The following is a 15,121-nucleotide window of genomic DNA, read 5'->3' as shown; positions in this document are numbered from 1 at the left end:
CGCCATGCGAGAGTAGGACACTGCCAGGCACCCAATACAAGAAACCCCGCTCATCGAGCGGGGTTTTTTATTGCCTGCAATTCAGCAAATAGCCTGATAATTGACCGTTCATTCTCTCTTCTCCGCCGTTTCTCTGTTTTCCCTCCCCGATTTTCTCCGGTTATGCCATCGCCGCTGGCTCTGGTTGCCGTTATAATGGCCGCCCTCAAGCAAGGTGGTGGTATGAAAGCGGAATATCTACAGCGATTCGGGGGCATTGCCCGTCTTTATGGTCAGAACGCCTTGCGTTCCTTTAGCCAGGCCAAGGTCTGTGTGGTGGGGATCGGCGGCGTAGGCTCCTGGGCGGCCGAGGCGCTGGCCCGTGCCGGTATCAACCAGATCACCCTGATTGACATGGACGATATCTGCATCACCAACACCAATCGCCAGATCCACGCCATGCAGGGGACGGTTGGTCGCCTCAAAACCGAGGTGATGGCTGAGCGCATTCGCGGCATCAATCCGGATTGCGAAGTGATCGAGGTGGACGATTTCGTCACCGCCGACAACCTGGCCGAGCATATCAAGCGAGAGTTTGACTATGTGGTGGACGCCATCGATTCGGTCAAGGCCAAGGTGGCGCTGATTGCCTTCTGCAAGCGTAACAAGATCCCGGTGATTGTAGCGGGTGGTGCTGGCGGCCAGATGGATCCGACCCAGATCACCGTGGCCGATCTGGCCAAGACCATTCAGGATCCGCTCGCTGCGAAGGTTCGCTCCGACCTGCGCCGGTTGCACAACTTCAGCAAGAATCCTGCGCGCAAATTCGGGGTGGAGTGTGTCTTCTCAACCGAGCAGCTGAGTTATCCGGATGGTAATGGTGGTACCTGTCAGGCCAAGGCGGCCAGCGATGGCACCATGAAGATGGATTGCGCCTCCGGTTTTGGCGCCGTGACGCCGGTGACGGCAACCTTCGGGCTGGTTGCCGCGTCCCGGGTATTGAAGAAGATTGCCGAGCGGGGCGCCCGAGCCGAGAAAGAAGCCGAGAATGAAAACGCCGGGTCGATTGGTGAAGCCTAATCGACCTCTGCACAAGGCGGGTTAGACCGCTTGTTCCCGGATCGCCAGTACGATCGCTCTGAGCCCGTTACCTCGTGACGGGCTCAAGTGTTTCTCAAGCCCCAGTTCGCTGAAATAGCCTTCCATATCAAAAACCTGGATCGCCGCAGACGATTGGTGGTTGAGCGCCGCCAGCACGATGACGATAAGGCCCCGAACGATGCGGGCATCGGAATCACAGGCAAAGTGCCAGCAACCATCTTCGCTTTGTTCCCCCTTCAGCCAGGCCAGGCTTTCACACCCCTTGAGGCGGAACTCCTCCTGCTGCCATTCGCTGGGTAGCACCGGCAACTGCTTGCCGAGCTGGATGATGAGCCGGTACTGGTTCTCCCAGCCGTGAGCAGCGGCAAACTGCTGGCGGATGGTGTCGGCGTTGGGCTCAAGGCCAATCTGGGTATATCTTGCGAGGTCACTCATTCGGTTGTCTGCCTTAGAAGAAGTCACTGAGTTTGTGCAGGGCGGCCAGCAGGGTGTCGACATCGTCCCGATTGTTGTAGCAGGCCAGCGAGGCGCGCATGGTGCCGCCGATCCCGAGGGATTCCATCAGTGGCATGGCGCAGTGATGGCCGACTCGCAGGGCGATCCCCTGCATATCGAGCAGGGTAGCAGCATCTTGCGGGTGGATGTCGTCGAGCAAGAAAGAGACCGCACCGGCGCGTTTGCCGGGTTCGCCGATCAGACGCAGCCCCGGCACCTGTTGCAGACCAGCGGCCAGATAGTCGGTCAGTGCCTGCTCATGTTGGGCGAGCCATTCCCTATCTTGCCCCATCACAAAGTCGATGGCGGCGGCGAGGCCGATAGCGCCAGCGATATGGGGGGTGCCCGCCTCGAATTTGAAAGGCAGGGTATTGAAGGTAGTGCCGCTGAAACTGACCCGATCGATCATCTCGCCACCTGCTTGCCAAGGCGGCATCCGCTCCAATAGCTCGGTGCGGCCCCACAACACACCGATGCCGGTCGGGCCATAGAGCTTGTGGCCGGAGAAGGCGTAGAAGTCGCAACCGATGGCTTGCACATCCACCTCGAGATGAGCCACTGCCTGGGCGCCGTCGATTAGCGTCACGGCGCCAACCGTTTTGGCGGCAGCCACTATCTCTTTGACCGGATTGACTGTACCGAGGGCATTGGAGACGTGAGCTACGCTCACCAGTCGGGTGCGTGGCCCCAGCATGGCGTGATAGGCGGCCAGATCGAGATCGCCTCGCTCATCGAGCGTGATAACCCGGAGCTCCGCCCCGGTGCGCTGGGCGACCAGTTGCCACGGGACGATATTGGCGTGGTGCTCCAGCGTACTGAGGATGATTTCATCCCCCGTCTTGAGCTCGCTCATCCCCCAGCTCTGGGCAACCAAGTTGATCGCTTCCGTGGTGCCGCGGGTCCAGATCACCTCGCGAGAGTAAGGCGCATTGATAAAGCGGGCGACCGTCTCGCGGGCTGTTTCGAAGGCCCGGGTCGCGCGGCCACTCAGGGCGTGGGCGGCGCGGTGCACGTTGGCGTTGTCGGCCCCATAGTAGTGAGCGATGGCATCCAGTACCGCTTGCGGCTTCTGGGTGGTGGCGGCGTTGTCCAGATAGACCAGAGGGTGGCCGTTCACCTCCTGCGCCAAGGCCGGAAACTGGCTGCGCAGTTGGTCGTGCTGTTGCTGATTCATGCTCCCCTCATCATCCGGAAAAAGTCATCATCTCGAAAGGTCGGCCATGATCCTGAAAATAGCGCCCGAACACAAGGTGCGATAAGCCCGATGAGCGGCTGCCTGCTGTGCAGCAGGTACGGCTCATCGGGTGATTTCTGGTACAATGCCGCCCCTCATCATAAGCCAAGAGATCCGGCCCATGAAGCTCAACCCCAATCAGAACGAAGCGGTCAAGTATGTTTCCGGCCCTTGCCTGGTGCTGGCGGGGGCCGGATCGGGCAAGACCCGCGTCATCACCAACAAGATTGCCTATCTGGTGCAGCAGTGCGGCTACAACGCTCGCAACATCGCCGCAGTTACCTTTACCAACAAGGCGGCACGGGAGATGAAGGAGCGGGTTGGCCAGACTTTGGGTCGCAAGGAAGCGCGGGGGCTGATGGTCTCCACCTTCCATACACTGGGTCTCGATATCATTCGTCGGGAGCACAAGAGCCTGAATCTCAAGGCGAACTTCTCCCTGTTCGACGACACCGACCAGCTGGCGCTGCTGAAAGAATTGACTGAAGACGAGCTCGACAACGACAAGGACAAGCTCTCGGCACTGATCAGCCAAATCTCCAACTGGAAGAACGACCTTATCCTGCCAGCCCGCGCCATGCGCATCGCCCGTGGGCCGGAAGAGGTGCTGATGGCTCAGCTCTACGAGCGCTATCACCGCCAGATGGTGGCCTATAACGCGCTGGATTTTGACGACCTCATCGTGATGCCGACCCTGCTGCTCAAGAGCAATCAGGAGGTGCGTGAGCGCTGGCAGAACAAGATCCGCTATCTGCTGGTCGATGAATACCAAGACACCAACACCAGCCAGTACGAGCTGGTGAAGCAGATCGTCGGCGAGCGTGCCCGTTTTACCGTGGTAGGGGATGATGACCAGTCCATCTACTCCTGGCGCGGTGCCAAGCCGCAGAATCTGGTTCTGCTGAGTGAAGATTTCCCCAGCCTCAAGCTGATCAAGCTGGAGCAGAACTACCGCTCCAAGCGGCGGATCCTCAAGTGCGCCAACATCCTGATCGCCAACAACCCGCACGTCTATGACAAGGCGCTCTTCTCCGAGTTGGATGAAGGGGTGAAGCTCAAGGTGCTGTTCGCCAAGAACGAGGAGCACGAGGCGGAGCGGATTGCTGCCGAGATGATGGGCCACAAGTTTATGAACCGCACCCGGTTCAAGGATTACGCCATCCTCTATCGGGGCAACCATCAGTCGCGCATCTTCGAGAAGGCGTTGATGACCAACCGGATTCCTTACCGTATCTCCGGCGGCACCTCATTTTTCTCCCGCACCGAGATCAAGGACATCATGGCCTACCTCAAGCTGCTGGTGAATCCGGACGAGGACACCGCCTTCCTGCGGGTGGTCAACCTGCCGCGCCGCGAGATTGGCCCCACTACCCTCGAAAAGCTCGGCCAATACGCCAATCAGCGCGGTAAGAGCCTGTTTGCCGCCAGCTTCGAGCTGGGGCTGGAGCAGCACCTCTCCGGACGCGGCCTCGTGGCCCTGCAGGCATTTACCAACTGGTTGGTTCGCCTTGGCGATAAAGCGCTGTACGGCAATCCGGTGGAGGCGGTGCGGGACATGATCAAGGAGATCCACTACGAAGAGTGGCTCTACGAGACCTCCCCCAGCCCGAAAGCGGCCGAGATGCGGATGCAGAACGTCTCCACCCTCTATCGCTGGATCACCGAGATGCTGGAAGGGGATGAGCTGGAGGAGTCGATGACGCTGGCTCAGGTGGTCACTCGCCTCACCCTGCGCGACATGATGGAGCGCAACGAAGGGGAGGATGATGCCGATCAGGTGCAGTTAATGACCCTGCATGCCTCCAAGGGGTTGGAGTTCCCCTATGTCTACATGGTGGGGATGGAGGAGGGTTTGTTGCCTCACCAGACCAGTATCGACGAGGATAACGTGGAGGAGGAGCGGCGTCTCGCCTACGTGGGTATCACTCGTGCTCAGACCGAGCTTACCTTCACCCTCTGCAAGGAGCGACGCCAGTTTGGCGAGTCGGTACGGCCAGAGCCGAGCCGCTTCCTGCTGGAGCTGCCGCAGGACGATCTGGAGTGGGAAAACCAGAGGAAGGTGACTGCCGAGGAGCGCCAGCAGAAGGGGCAGGTCGGTGTTGCCAACCTGCGGGCGCTGTTCAAGAAGGATTAACGTTAAGGATTGGCCGGGGTAAGCAGCGGCACTATGTCTGCTCCCGGCATCGGGGGAGAGATATAGCGCCCTTGCCCCATCCGGCAGCCAATATCAATCAGCTTCTGCAACTGCTGCTGGTTCTCGATCCCCTCGACTACAAGGGTGTAATCGAGATCCTGACAGATATCCCGCATGGCGCGGATCAGAGCCAAATCTTTGGGCGATTGCAGCATCCGCTGGGTAAAGCTGTCATCCACCTTGATGTAATCTACCGGGAAGTGGAACAGGGCGTTGAGGGAGGAGAAGCCGGTACCAAAGTCGTCCAGGCTGATCTGAATGCCCTTGGCACGCAGTTCATGCAGGGAGGCTAGCGCATCGGAATCCTGGCGTGATAGCTCCCGTTCATTGAATTCAAAGATCAGATAGCCGGGGGCGACCCCCTCCTCTTCGATAATTCCCATCAGCCGCATGATGTGGTCATGGTTGACCAGATGCTTGCCCGACAGATTGATGGCGACCTTGAACTTGCTCTGCCCGGAGATTGGCAGCCAGTTCTTCAGTTGCTGACAGGTGTGGCGCAGGATCTGGTAATCCAGCTCCAGAATCAGGCCGCACTGCTCTGCCAGCGGAATAAAGTCGAACGCATCCTTCAGAATCCCCTCCTCGGTCAGCCAGCGCGCCATCACCTCCAGTCCGGTCAGGCGGCTATCCTGCAGCCGGATCACCGGTTGGAAGTAGGGGACGATACGCCCCTCCCGCAGGGCTCTGGCCAGCATCTCTTCCGGCGAATTCCAGTTCTGGTTGATGCAATCATCCGAGTAGCTGACGATGCGACTGCGACCATTGCGTTTGGCCTGATACATGGCCAGATCGGCCTGATGGAGCAGCTGGCTGATATCTGAGGTTTGCTCGGAGACGCTCGATACCCCAAGGCTGACGGTAATGCTCAACTCGTTGCCGAGTAGCCGGAACGGGTAGGAGAGACGGCTGATAATGCGGTTGAGCACCGGGCTGATGTCATCGTCGCTCTTGCTGCTGTCCAGATAGATGACAAACTCGTCGCCCCCCAATCTGGCCACCAGATCGTTTTGCCGGATGCAGGTCTGCAGGCGGCGGCTGACCTCCTTGAGCAGCTGATCGCCAGCGCTGTGGCCCAGAGTGTCATTGATCTGCTTGAAGTGATCCACATCGATAAAAATCACCGCGAATCCCGGTGACTTGTAGCGGTTGTAGTGGGTCATGGCGTGGTTGAGGTGGTTCATCAACAGTGCGCGGTTGGGCAGCTGGGTCAGCGGGTCGTGAAGCGCATCGAATTGCAGCCGCCGTTCCAGCTCCTGATGCTGCTTGAGCTGCTTTTGCAGCCTGAGGTTGGTCTGACGCAGCTGTTGCAGCCGCTGGTTGATGGAGTCTTCACTATTGATGTCGTTAAGCTGCTGGCGGATCCGCTTCAGCTCCAACAGCAGGGTGAGCTGACCACGCAGGAAGTCGAGAAAGAGCTTGTCGTCTGTCTCCAGCGGTTGCGCGGTGCTGATGATGAAGTGGGCGAAGTACTGTTGTTGCAGCCGTAGCGGCATGCTGTGCCAGTAGGTTGCCTCCCTGTTGACCTCGATATTGCTGGTGCTGTGGCACAAACCGCTGATGAATTCGTCGCTTTGACGAGGATGTGCGGGATAAATCTTCTCAAGCGTATGGCTGTGGAGCCTGACCAGCAGCATATCCTCAATGGCGAGCATCTGGCGCAGCACCGCCTCCAGCTGGGAGAAGAGCGCCTGACCGGGCAGGGTGTTGGCCAGTCGCATGATGCGGCTGATGCTCTCGATTTTCTTTTTCCAGTTCGGGTCTTTGCGGATCAGCGGCGAAGGCAGCTCGGTGAGATGGGAGCCCGCCTGGGTTTCGGTCAGCCGCTTGGATAGACACTCCAGCAGCAGGCGTAATGTGGGCAGGTCGGATGGTTCGCCGCGAGCCAGCAGCCACTGCACCTGACCATGTTCGATAGGAAAGACGCACCACCCTTCGGCCTCATCGAGCTGGGTGAGCTGATCGGTGATGCGGGACTGCTCCCGCCCCAGTTGTTGCTTGAAGGTATCGCTGATTTTGTAGGCGTAGAGCCAGTTCAGACCACTGTCGGAGAGGCCCAGCATGCCGAAATGCTGCAACGGGCAGAGCTGGTTTATCTGCTTTATCAGATCATCATAATCGCTGCTCTGCGCTGTAGGGGGAGCCGGAAAATCCATAATGGCAGAGACCAACGCCAGCAGAGGAGTTGAGTAGTGGGATTCGGTGGAATGGGGCGACATGAGCAACTCCCGACTATGCCTACCCTACAAGAGTAGTCGGAAGCCGATAGATTGAAAGGGCCGCAATTGCGGCCCTTTCAAATACTTAGAGGTTGTCAGTCATGTAGTGGATGGCGTTTTCAATCTCTTCATCACTACAGTTCGCACAGGTGCCGCGCGGAGGCATCATGCCGGACTTGCCGGTAAAGCCTTCAATGGCATGTTTCTTGAGAGTATCAATGCCTTGGGCGATGCGAGGATCCCAGGCTGCCTTGTCACCCCGTTTGGGGGCACCGGCGGCGCCGGTGTCGTGACAGGCAAAGCAGGCGCCCTTGTATACCGTTTCGCCATCGCGGGGACCGGAAGAGGCGGTCGCAGCAGGTGCAGCACCCGCGCCGGCAATACCTTCCAGATCCTTGGCGGTATAGACCTGACCGATCGGTTTGATCCGCTCGGCAATAGCCTCCGGTGACATCTCATCGGCAGCAAGCACTGCCCCAGACAAGCTGGCGGCCGTCATCCCGACAGCCAGCAAATAGCTCAGTTTTTTCAACACGCTCATATACTCCCAGCAGTCTTTTATTATCCATGTAAACGACGGGATTATAACCGAATAGTTACAGCCATTTAAACGCTTGTGTGTGAAGTGTTAAACACTCTGCGTACAAAGTTTTGGGCGATATCACGGCAATTCTGGTGGTGGAGATAAAAAGAAACCCGGCATTCGCCGGGTTTCGAGTAACCAAAGGGTGAAAAGGGTTATTTATCCCAGCTCAGGATCACCTTGCCGGAGTGGCCGGAGCGCATCGCATCGAACCCCTGCTGGAATTCGTCGATGTGGAATCTGTGGGTGATGATGGGGGAGAGATCCAGCCCGGACTGGATCAGGCTGGCCATCTTGTACCAGGTCTCGAACATCTCGCGGCCATAGATCCCTTTGATAAACAGCCCCTTGAAGATCACCTTGTTCCAGTCGATGGCCATGGTAGAGGGGGGAATGCCGAGCATGGCGATCTTGCCGCCATGGTTCATCTTGTCGAGCATCTCCTGGAAGGCGCTCGGGATGCCGGACATCTCCAGCCCCACATCGAACCCTTCGGTCATGCCCAGCTCGCTCATCACGTCGGCCAGCTTCTCCTTGGCCACGTTGACCGCGCGGGTGGCGCCCATCTTGCGGGCCAGCTCCAGCCGGTATTCGTTGACGTCGGTGATCACCACGTGGCGCGCACCCACATGGCGGCAGACGGCGGCGGCCATGATGCCGATGGGGCCCGCCCCGGTGATGAGCACATCCTCACCCACCAGATCGAAGGAGAGGGCGGTGTGCACCGCATTGCCAAACGGGTCGAAGATGGCGGCCAGCTCGTCCGGGATGTTGTCCGGCAGCTTGAAGGCGTTGAATGCGGGGATCACCAGATATTCGGCGAAGGCCCCCGGCCGGTTGACGCCCACACCTGTGGTGTTGCGACAGAGGTGGGTGCGGCCAGCGCGGCAGTTGCGGCAGTGGCCACAGGTGATGTGGCCTTCACCGGAGACGCGATCGCCGATGGCGAAGCCGCGCACCTCCTGACCGATGGCGACCACTTCGCCGACATATTCGTGGCCGACCACCATGGGTACCGGAATGGTCTTCTGGGACCACTCGTCCCAGTTGTAGATATGGATATCGGTGCCGCAGATGGCGGTTTTGCGGATCTTGATCAGTAGGTCGTTGTGGCCGAGCTCGGGGGCCGGCACATCCGTCATCCAGATGCCGACCTCTTTGTGCAGTTTGGAGAGTGCTTTCATGGCTGTTCCTTCAATATGAATGCAGAAAAAAGGGGCTGCAGCCCCTTGATTCAAATCAGATAACGCCGAGTTCACGGCCGATGCGGATAAAGGCGTCGATCGCCTTGTCCAGTTGTTCGCGGGTATGGGCGGCAGACATCTGGGTGCGAATGCGCGCCTGGTCCTTGGGCACGACCGGGAAGGAGAAGCCCACCACATAGATACCGGCTGCCAGCATGCGGCTCGCCATTTCGGAGGCCAGTTTGGCATCCCCCAGCATCACCGGAATGATGGCGTGGTCGGCGCCTGCCAGAGTGAAGCCAGCGGCGCTCATCCGCTCGCGGAAGTAACGGCTGTTCTCTTTCAGACGTGCGCGCAGGTCGTGACCTTCCGCCAGCATGTCGATCACCTTGATAGTTGCGGCAACGATGGAGGGGGCCAGCGAGTTGGAGAAGAGGTAAGGGCGGGAGCGCTGACGCAGCCAGTCGATCACCTCTTTCTTACCGGAGGTATAGCCGCCGGATGCGCCGCCGAGCGCCTTGCCCAGGGTGCCGGTGATGATGTCGACCCGATCCATCACGCCGCAATATTCGTGGGTGCCACGACCGTTTTCACCGATAAAGCCGACGGCATGGGAGTCATCCACCATCACCAGTGCATCGTATTTGTCCGCCAGATCGCAGATGGATTTGAGGTCGGCGATGACCCCATCCATGGAGAAGACACCGTCGGTGGCGATCAGCTTGAAGCGGGCGCCATCGGCGTCAGCCTGCTTGAGCTGGGCTTCCAGCTCGGCCATATCGTTATTGGCGTAGCGATAACGCTTGGCCTTGCACAGTCGCACGCCGTCGATGATGGAAGCGTGGTTGAGTGCATCGGAGATGATGGCATCTTCGGCGCCGAACAGGGTCTCGAACAGACCGCCATTGGCATCGAAACAGGAGGAGTAGAGGATGGTGTCTTCGGTGCCGAGGAAGGCAGACATCTTCTGCTCCAGCGCTTTGTGCTGATCCTGGGTGCCACAGATGAAGCGCACCGAGGCCATGCCGAAGCCGTGGCTGTCGAGCCCCTGATGGGCGGCAGCGATCAGATCCGGGTGGTTGGCCAATCCCAGATAGTTGTTGGCACAGAAGTTCAGTACCTGCTCACCGCCGACGGCGATGCTGGCCTGTTGGGCGGAGGTGATGATGCGCTCCTGCTTGTACAACCCTTCAGCTTGCACCTGGTTCAGTTGCTCGGTCAGGTGACGATAGAATCCGTTAGACATCCTCGATCCTTATTGGCTATTTCAGCTGCGTATCAACAGAGGGCGACATTTTACTGCAATCTGTTGCGGTAAATTCAAATGATTGTGCTGATATTCAACAAATGTGAAACAGATCTCACCCAGCTGGTTGGGCCAGCTGACGGTAGTGTTGTTCCAGTTGCTGGATCTGTCCGGCCACCTGGGGTTGCACATAGGGGCGCAGCAGGAACAGCACCTTTAATACGCCCTGATAGAGCAGCGGTTTGGTGATGCGGGTGTTGGGAGCCTGAGCGATCTGGAACGGGATCCAGCAGGTCACCACCATCTTGATGGTCTGGCCCAGATCCGGCAGGTCGTCATCGCTGACATCGATAATGCCCCCTTCGCGCAGGCTTCTGAGCAGGGCGACCACGGAGGAGCGCATCTGTTCCTGGGCCTTGAGGTACTTCTGTTGCAGCGGTTCGTCACGGCTCAGGATGTCCGGCAGATTGGCGTAGAAGAAGCGGAACTGCCACATCAGATAGAAGATGGCATCCAGATAGCCCATCAGATCCTGCAGGGTGATTTCACGGTTGCGGGTCGGCACGAAGCTCTCGCTCAGGTGACGGGCATACTGATCGAAGATGGAGTGGATGATGTCTTCTTTATTGCGGAAGTGGTAGTAGAGGTTGCCCGGGCTGATACCCATGTGCGCCGCAATATGGTTGGTGGTGATGTTGCGTTCACCCTGATCGTTGAACAGCTCGGTCGCGCTGTGAATGATCCTGTCTCTGGTTTTCATCACTCATTCCTCCAACAGGTTCCGCTCGGGGCAGTTTTGAACAAGGTCGAATCCCCGGACGGCCCGTGATAAACTTTTCGGCAATTTCAAATTGGCTCACTATACACAGCTTTAACAAGCAGTCACATGTAGCCATCAACGTACGAGAGGCAAACTCCATGATCGTAGTAACTGGCGGTGCTGGCTTTATCGGCAGCAATCTGGTCAAGCAGCTGAACGCTCAAGGACGGACCGATATCGTGGTCATTGATGACCTGACCGACGGCACCAAGTTCGTCAACCTGGTCGATCTGACCATCGCTGACTACATGGACAAGGACGAGTTTCAGGCTCGCATCGTCTCCGGCGACGAGTTTGAAGAGTGGGACAACGGTATCGAGGTGATCTTCCACGAAGGCGCCTGCTCTGCCACCACCGAATGGAACGGCAAGTTCATCATGGAGGTCAACTACGAGTACTCCAAGGATCTGTTCCACTACTGCATCGAGCGTGAAATTCCGTTCATTTACGCCTCTTCTGCCGCGACCTACGGTGGCCGCAACGACAACTTCATCGAAGATCCCAAGTTCGAACAGCCGCTCAACGTCTACGGCTACTCCAAGCAGTTGTTTGACCAGTACGTGCGCCGCTGGATGCCGGAGATCAACTCTCAGGTAGTCGGTTTGAAGTACTTCAACGTCTACGGCCCGCGCGAGCAGCACAAAGGCTCCATGGCCTCCGTTGCCTTCCATCTCAATACCCAGGTGAAGAAGGGCGAGAATCCCAAGCTGTTCGAAGGTTGCGATGGCTTCCCGAACGGTGGTCAGATGCGTGACTTCATCTATATTGACGACGTCTGCAAGGTAAACCTCTGGTTCTGGCAGAACCCGCAACACTCCGGCATCTTCAACTGCGGTACCGGCCGTGCCGAGCCGTTCCAGAACGTGGCCGAAGCAGTGATCAAGCATCATCAGAAGGGGGCCATCGAGTACATTCCCTTCCCGGATCACCTCAAGGGTCGCTATCAGAGCTTCACCCAGGCTGACATGACCAAGCTTCGCAGCGTGGGTTATGACGCCGAGTTTAAAACCGTTGCCGAAGGGGTAGCGGATTACATGGCCTGGCTCAACCGGGCTTAATTATTCGCTCTTGCGGAATGGCCGCCAATCAGGCGGCTTTTTCATTATTTTCTATGTGGTAAGCATGAAGAAAAAAGTTTTATTTATAATGGAAACATTGGGCGGAGGAGGCGCCGAAAAGGTCCTTATTGAAACGCTTAAGCGTTTGGATTTTAGTAAGTACGCTATAACTTTGCTTTTATTGAGGCGTGAGGGTGTATATTTATCTCAGGTCCCCAAAAATGTAACAGTAAAATTTCTGTTGCCGACCGAACCATCGGGGTGGTTTCAGCGGAAAATTTTATTTTCTATTAAAAAACGTTGGTGGAATTTTGTTGTCAATACCAAATGCTTGGCCAGTTTCATATTTAGCGAACGATATGATGTCGGTGTGGCATTTTTGGAAGGCAATAGCTCGCTGTTGTTATCCCACCTGAATGCTATTGTACGAAAAATAGCGTGGGTCCATATAGACTTGATATGTCATCAAATTCTTCCCAGGAAAGTTGAACGAAAAGTTTATAAGGAAATGGATGAGATTGTTTGTGTCTCTAAAGGTGCACAAGATGCATTATTGAATTTGTATCCTGAGGTGAAATCATATACTCATGTGGTTTATAACCCTGTTGATATCGATGGCATAATGCAGAAGAGTCATGAGCCTATTACGAGTGAAGGGAAAATAAAAGTTATTGCTATTGGACGGTTATGCAATGCCCAAAAAGGATTTGATATATTACTTTCTGCTCATAAGATAAATATTGATGCCGGAGCTAATTATCACCTTACTATTTTAGGGGAGGGTGATGATAGAGCGGGGCTCGAGTTATTTATAAAAAACAATAATATTGGTAGCAGTACAAGTTTACTTGGATTCAAAGAAAATCCATATCCATTTCTTGCTGCTAGTGATCTATTTGTCATGTCTTCATACTATGAGGGTTATCCAGTTGTACTCGTTGAGGCGATGGCGTTGGGAAAGGCCATTGTGTCAACAGATTGTACTGGACCTAATGAAGCTCTTGATGGTGGAAAATATGGTGTTCTTGTTCCTGTCGGGGATGAACATGCGCTGGCATTGGCAATACGCCAAATGGTTGAAAATAAAAAGATGCTATCAACATATAGTTCCTTATCGAAGGAGCGAGCCAAGATTTTCAATCTGCGGGAGAGTATGAGACAGATCGAGCAGTTATTGGATGGTGAGAGCAAACACTCTTCCCATTGTGTGATATGTTCGGGTATTTTTGGCGGAGGGCGCACAGGATGAATATATTGATGGCACTCTCCCAGCTCGAGGTAACGGGAGCTGAGGTCTATGCCACTACGGTCGGTAACGAACTGACTCGTCGTGGTCACAATGTTTTTTACGTTTCAGACACCCTGACCAAACCGACTCTTGGCCCCGTCTTCACGCTGAGATTCAACAAACGCAGCATTCTGCGACGCTTCTGGCACGTCTTTTACCTTATATACCTCATCAAGAAACACCATATTCAGTTGGTGCATGCTCACTCCCGCGCCTCCGGCTGGAGCAGTTATGTGGCTTGCAAGTTGACTGGCACCCCGATGATTACCACGGTGCATGGTCGCCAGCCGGTGCACGCTTCGCGTAAAGCCTTCCATGCCCTCGGCTATCGGGCGGTTGCCGTTTGTGAGGATATTGCCCATCAGATAGTCGACAATCTGGGGGTCGATCCCGCGATCGTGCAGGTGCTGCGCAACGGTATCGAAACCGACAAATTCCAGCCTGTGCCTGCGCCGGACAACCCAAAGCCGGTGATCGCCATCATTGGGCGCCTGAGCGGCCCCAAAGGGGAGCTCTGTTACCGCCTGCTCGACGAAGTGCTTGATCTGGATGCCTGTCGGGTGCGGATTGTCAGCGGTACCAAGGTGCCGGAGCGCTTTGCCCGTTTCGAAGGTCGCGCCGAGTTTGTCGGTTATGTCGATGATGTGCCCGCTCTGCTGGCGAGTTGCGATCTGGTGATTGGTGCCGGTCGGGTGGCGATGGAAGCACTGCTCTGTGGTCGGCCCGCCTTTGCCATTGGTGAAGCCAGGGCAATCGGTCTGGTGACTGAACAGAATCTGGATGAAGCGCTGGCTAGCAACTTCGGTGACATTGGACCCAAGGATCTGGCCATTGATTTTGCGGCCCTGAAGGGAGAGATCGCATCTGCCCTGGCCAGCAAGACGGTGCCGGAAGTCATTCGCCAACGCATTCAGGATGAGTATGGCTTGCAGGGGGTAGTATCTGGCCTCGAAACCATCTATCAGGATGCCGTAGTCGAAACCCTGCGCCGGGAGATGCCGATCATCATGTACCACCGCTTTATCGAGCAGGATAGCGAGAAAGGAGTGCACGGCACCTGGATGCCGATCGCCATGTTCGAGAAGCATCTGCGACTGATGAAGTGGCTAGGCTACGAAACCCTGACTTTCCGCGATTTGGCGGACAAAGGTTTTATCCACCGTCTGCAATACGGCAAGAAGTACCTGATGATCACTGCCGATGATGGCTATCAGGACAATCTGACCCGCATGCTGCCGCTGCTGGAAAAATATGGTTATAAAGCCGTGGTGTACGTGGTTACCGGTGAAGGCTATAACCGTTGGGATGTGGAGCATCCGACCAATCCAGATACCAAGGTTTCATTGATGAGTGGTGAGCAGGTCAAGGCGCTGGCTGCCAGCGGTCATGTGGAAATTGGTGGTCATACTCTGACTCACCCCCGTTTGAGCAAGCTCACCCCTGAACAACAAGCCCATGAAATTCAGGAGAATAAACGCCAACTGGAGGCCCTGCTTGGCCATCCGCTGCTCTCGTTTGCCTACCCTTACGGAGATATGAACGAGAGTGCCAAGGAGCAGGCTATCGCCGCCGGGTATCGTTTTGCCGTTGCTACCAATAGTGGCCCCAAAGCAATGCACCAGGACCCTTTTAAGATCCGCCGGATTGCCATCTTCCCACGTACTGATGTATTCGGGTTGTGGCGCAAGATCCGCGGGAATTATGTATTCAGGAAGTAATC

At 56.4% G+C, this 15,121-nt stretch carries 12 protein-coding genes; 5 read left to right on the top strand and 7 right to left on the bottom strand.

What is annotated here, in order from left to right; translation table 11 throughout:
- Positions 1-222: 222 nt before the first annotated feature.
- Entirely contained in the window at positions 223-1,059 is an 837-nt protein-coding gene (gene tcdA, locus G5149_RS18245) for a tRNA cyclic N6-threonylcarbamoyladenosine(37) synthase TcdA (protein ID WP_337073675.1), read from the top strand.
- Positions 1,060-1,080: 21 nt separating this feature from the next.
- On the opposite strand, the gene G5149_RS18240 is transcribed toward tcdA, so the two are convergent.
- Both G5149_RS18240 and G5149_RS18235 read right to left on the bottom strand, forming a co-directional pair.
- On the bottom strand, positions 1,081-1,515 hold the full coding sequence (locus tag G5149_RS18240; protein ID WP_179902894.1) for a SufE family protein: 435 nt from the start codon (positions 1,513-1,515) through the stop codon (positions 1,081-1,083).
- Between the two features lie 13 nt (positions 1,516-1,528).
- Positions 1,529-2,749, bottom strand: coding sequence for a cysteine desulfurase (locus tag G5149_RS18235; protein WP_337073676.1), 1,221 nt, complete (start codon positions 2,747-2,749; stop codon positions 1,529-1,531).
- 181 nt (positions 2,750-2,930) lie between these two features.
- Between G5149_RS18235 and rep the strand changes: the two genes are divergently transcribed.
- Positions 2,931-4,943 (top strand): DNA helicase Rep, encoded by a 2,013-nt coding sequence (gene rep, locus G5149_RS18230; RefSeq protein ID WP_421213243.1) that lies wholly within the window; start codon positions 2,931-2,933, stop codon positions 4,941-4,943.
- A gap of 2 nt (positions 4,944-4,945) precedes the next feature.
- Here the strand turns inward: rep and G5149_RS18225 are convergent, their stop codons facing one another.
- From G5149_RS18225 to G5149_RS18205, 5 genes are all read right to left on the bottom strand, one after another.
- The gene (locus tag G5149_RS18225) at positions 4,946-7,222 is read right to left on the bottom strand and encodes a putative bifunctional diguanylate cyclase/phosphodiesterase (RefSeq protein ID WP_219296743.1); all 2,277 of its coding nucleotides are present in this window, start codon (positions 7,220-7,222) and stop codon (positions 4,946-4,948) included.
- Between the two features lie 85 nt (positions 7,223-7,307).
- Positions 7,308-7,763, bottom strand: coding sequence for a c-type cytochrome (locus G5149_RS18220; RefSeq protein ID WP_204480583.1), 456 nt, complete (start codon positions 7,761-7,763; stop codon positions 7,308-7,310).
- 197 nt (positions 7,764-7,960) lie between these two features.
- Positions 7,961-8,989 carry an L-threonine 3-dehydrogenase gene (tdh, locus tag G5149_RS18215; RefSeq protein WP_204480586.1) on the bottom strand — a complete coding sequence of 343 codons (1,029 nt, stop codon included), beginning with the start codon at positions 8,987-8,989 and terminating at the stop codon, positions 7,961-7,963.
- 55 nt (positions 8,990-9,044) lie between these two features.
- Entirely contained in the window at positions 9,045-10,235 is a 1,191-nt protein-coding gene (locus G5149_RS18210; protein ID WP_204480588.1) for a glycine C-acetyltransferase, read from the bottom strand.
- 115 nt (positions 10,236-10,350) lie between these two features.
- Positions 10,351-10,995, bottom strand: a complete 645-nt coding sequence (locus G5149_RS18205) for a TetR/AcrR family transcriptional regulator (protein WP_100644767.1) — start codon at positions 10,993-10,995, stop codon at positions 10,351-10,353.
- 158 nt (positions 10,996-11,153) lie between these two features.
- Between G5149_RS18205 and rfaD the strand changes: the two genes are divergently transcribed.
- The 3 genes from rfaD to G5149_RS18190 all read left to right on the top strand — a co-directional run bounded on the left by rfaD (position 11,154) and on the right by G5149_RS18190 (position 15,119).
- Positions 11,154-12,113 carry an ADP-glyceromanno-heptose 6-epimerase gene (gene rfaD, locus G5149_RS18200; RefSeq protein WP_021230709.1) on the top strand — a complete coding sequence of 320 codons (960 nt, stop codon included), beginning with the start codon at positions 11,154-11,156 and terminating at the stop codon, positions 12,111-12,113.
- A gap of 64 nt (positions 12,114-12,177) precedes the next feature.
- Entirely contained in the window at positions 12,178-13,362 is a 1,185-nt protein-coding gene (locus G5149_RS18195; RefSeq protein WP_216979754.1) for a glycosyltransferase, read from the top strand.
- Entirely contained in the window at positions 13,359-15,119 is a 1,761-nt protein-coding gene (locus G5149_RS18190) for a polysaccharide deacetylase family protein (protein WP_337073678.1), read from the top strand. Before G5149_RS18195 ends, G5149_RS18190 begins: the two co-directional genes overlap by 4 nt.
- Positions 15,120-15,121: the final 2 nt, after the last annotated feature.

It is taken from the genome of Aeromonas sp. 600479 (assembly GCF_049175515.1).
Classification (GTDB): domain Bacteria; phylum Pseudomonadota; class Gammaproteobacteria; order Enterobacterales; family Aeromonadaceae; genus Aeromonas; species Aeromonas veronii_A.
The sequence above is the reverse complement of the archived record's forward strand: the minus strand, read 5'-3'. Positions and strand labels throughout refer to the sequence as shown.

Bases quoted from the DNA above. Each gene is read 5' to 3' on its own strand.
- rfaD (WP_021230709.1), top strand. From the start codon at position 11,154: ATGATCGTAGTAACTGGCGGTGCTGGCTTTATCGGCAGCAATCTGGTC.
- rep (WP_421213243.1), top strand. From the start codon at position 2,931: ATGAAGCTCAACCCCAATCAGAACGAAGCGGTCAAGTATGTTTCCGGC.
- G5149_RS18205 (WP_100644767.1), bottom strand. From the start codon at position 10,995: ATGAAAACCAGAGACAGGATCATTCACAGCGCGACCGAGCTGTTCAAC.
- G5149_RS18190 (WP_337073678.1), top strand. From the start codon at position 13,359: ATGAATATATTGATGGCACTCTCCCAGCTCGAGGTAACGGGAGCTGAG.
- G5149_RS18225 (WP_219296743.1), bottom strand. From the start codon at position 7,222: ATGTCGCCCCATTCCACCGAATCCCACTACTCAACTCCTCTGCTGGCG.
- G5149_RS18240 (WP_179902894.1), bottom strand. From the start codon at position 1,515: ATGAGTGACCTCGCAAGATATACCCAGATTGGCCTTGAGCCCAACGCC.
- tcdA (WP_337073675.1), top strand. From the start codon at position 223: ATGAAAGCGGAATATCTACAGCGATTCGGGGGCATTGCCCGTCTTTAT.
- G5149_RS18220 (WP_204480583.1), bottom strand. From the start codon at position 7,763: ATGAGCGTGTTGAAAAAACTGAGCTATTTGCTGGCTGTCGGGATGACG.
- G5149_RS18235 (WP_337073676.1), bottom strand. From the start codon at position 2,749: ATGAATCAGCAACAGCACGACCAACTGCGCAGCCAGTTTCCGGCCTTG.
- tdh (WP_204480586.1), bottom strand. From the start codon at position 8,989: ATGAAAGCACTCTCCAAACTGCACAAAGAGGTCGGCATCTGGATGACG.
- G5149_RS18195 (WP_216979754.1), top strand. From the start codon at position 12,178: ATGAAGAAAAAAGTTTTATTTATAATGGAAACATTGGGCGGAGGAGGC.
- G5149_RS18210 (WP_204480588.1), bottom strand. From the start codon at position 10,235: ATGTCTAACGGATTCTATCGTCACCTGACCGAGCAACTGAACCAGGTG.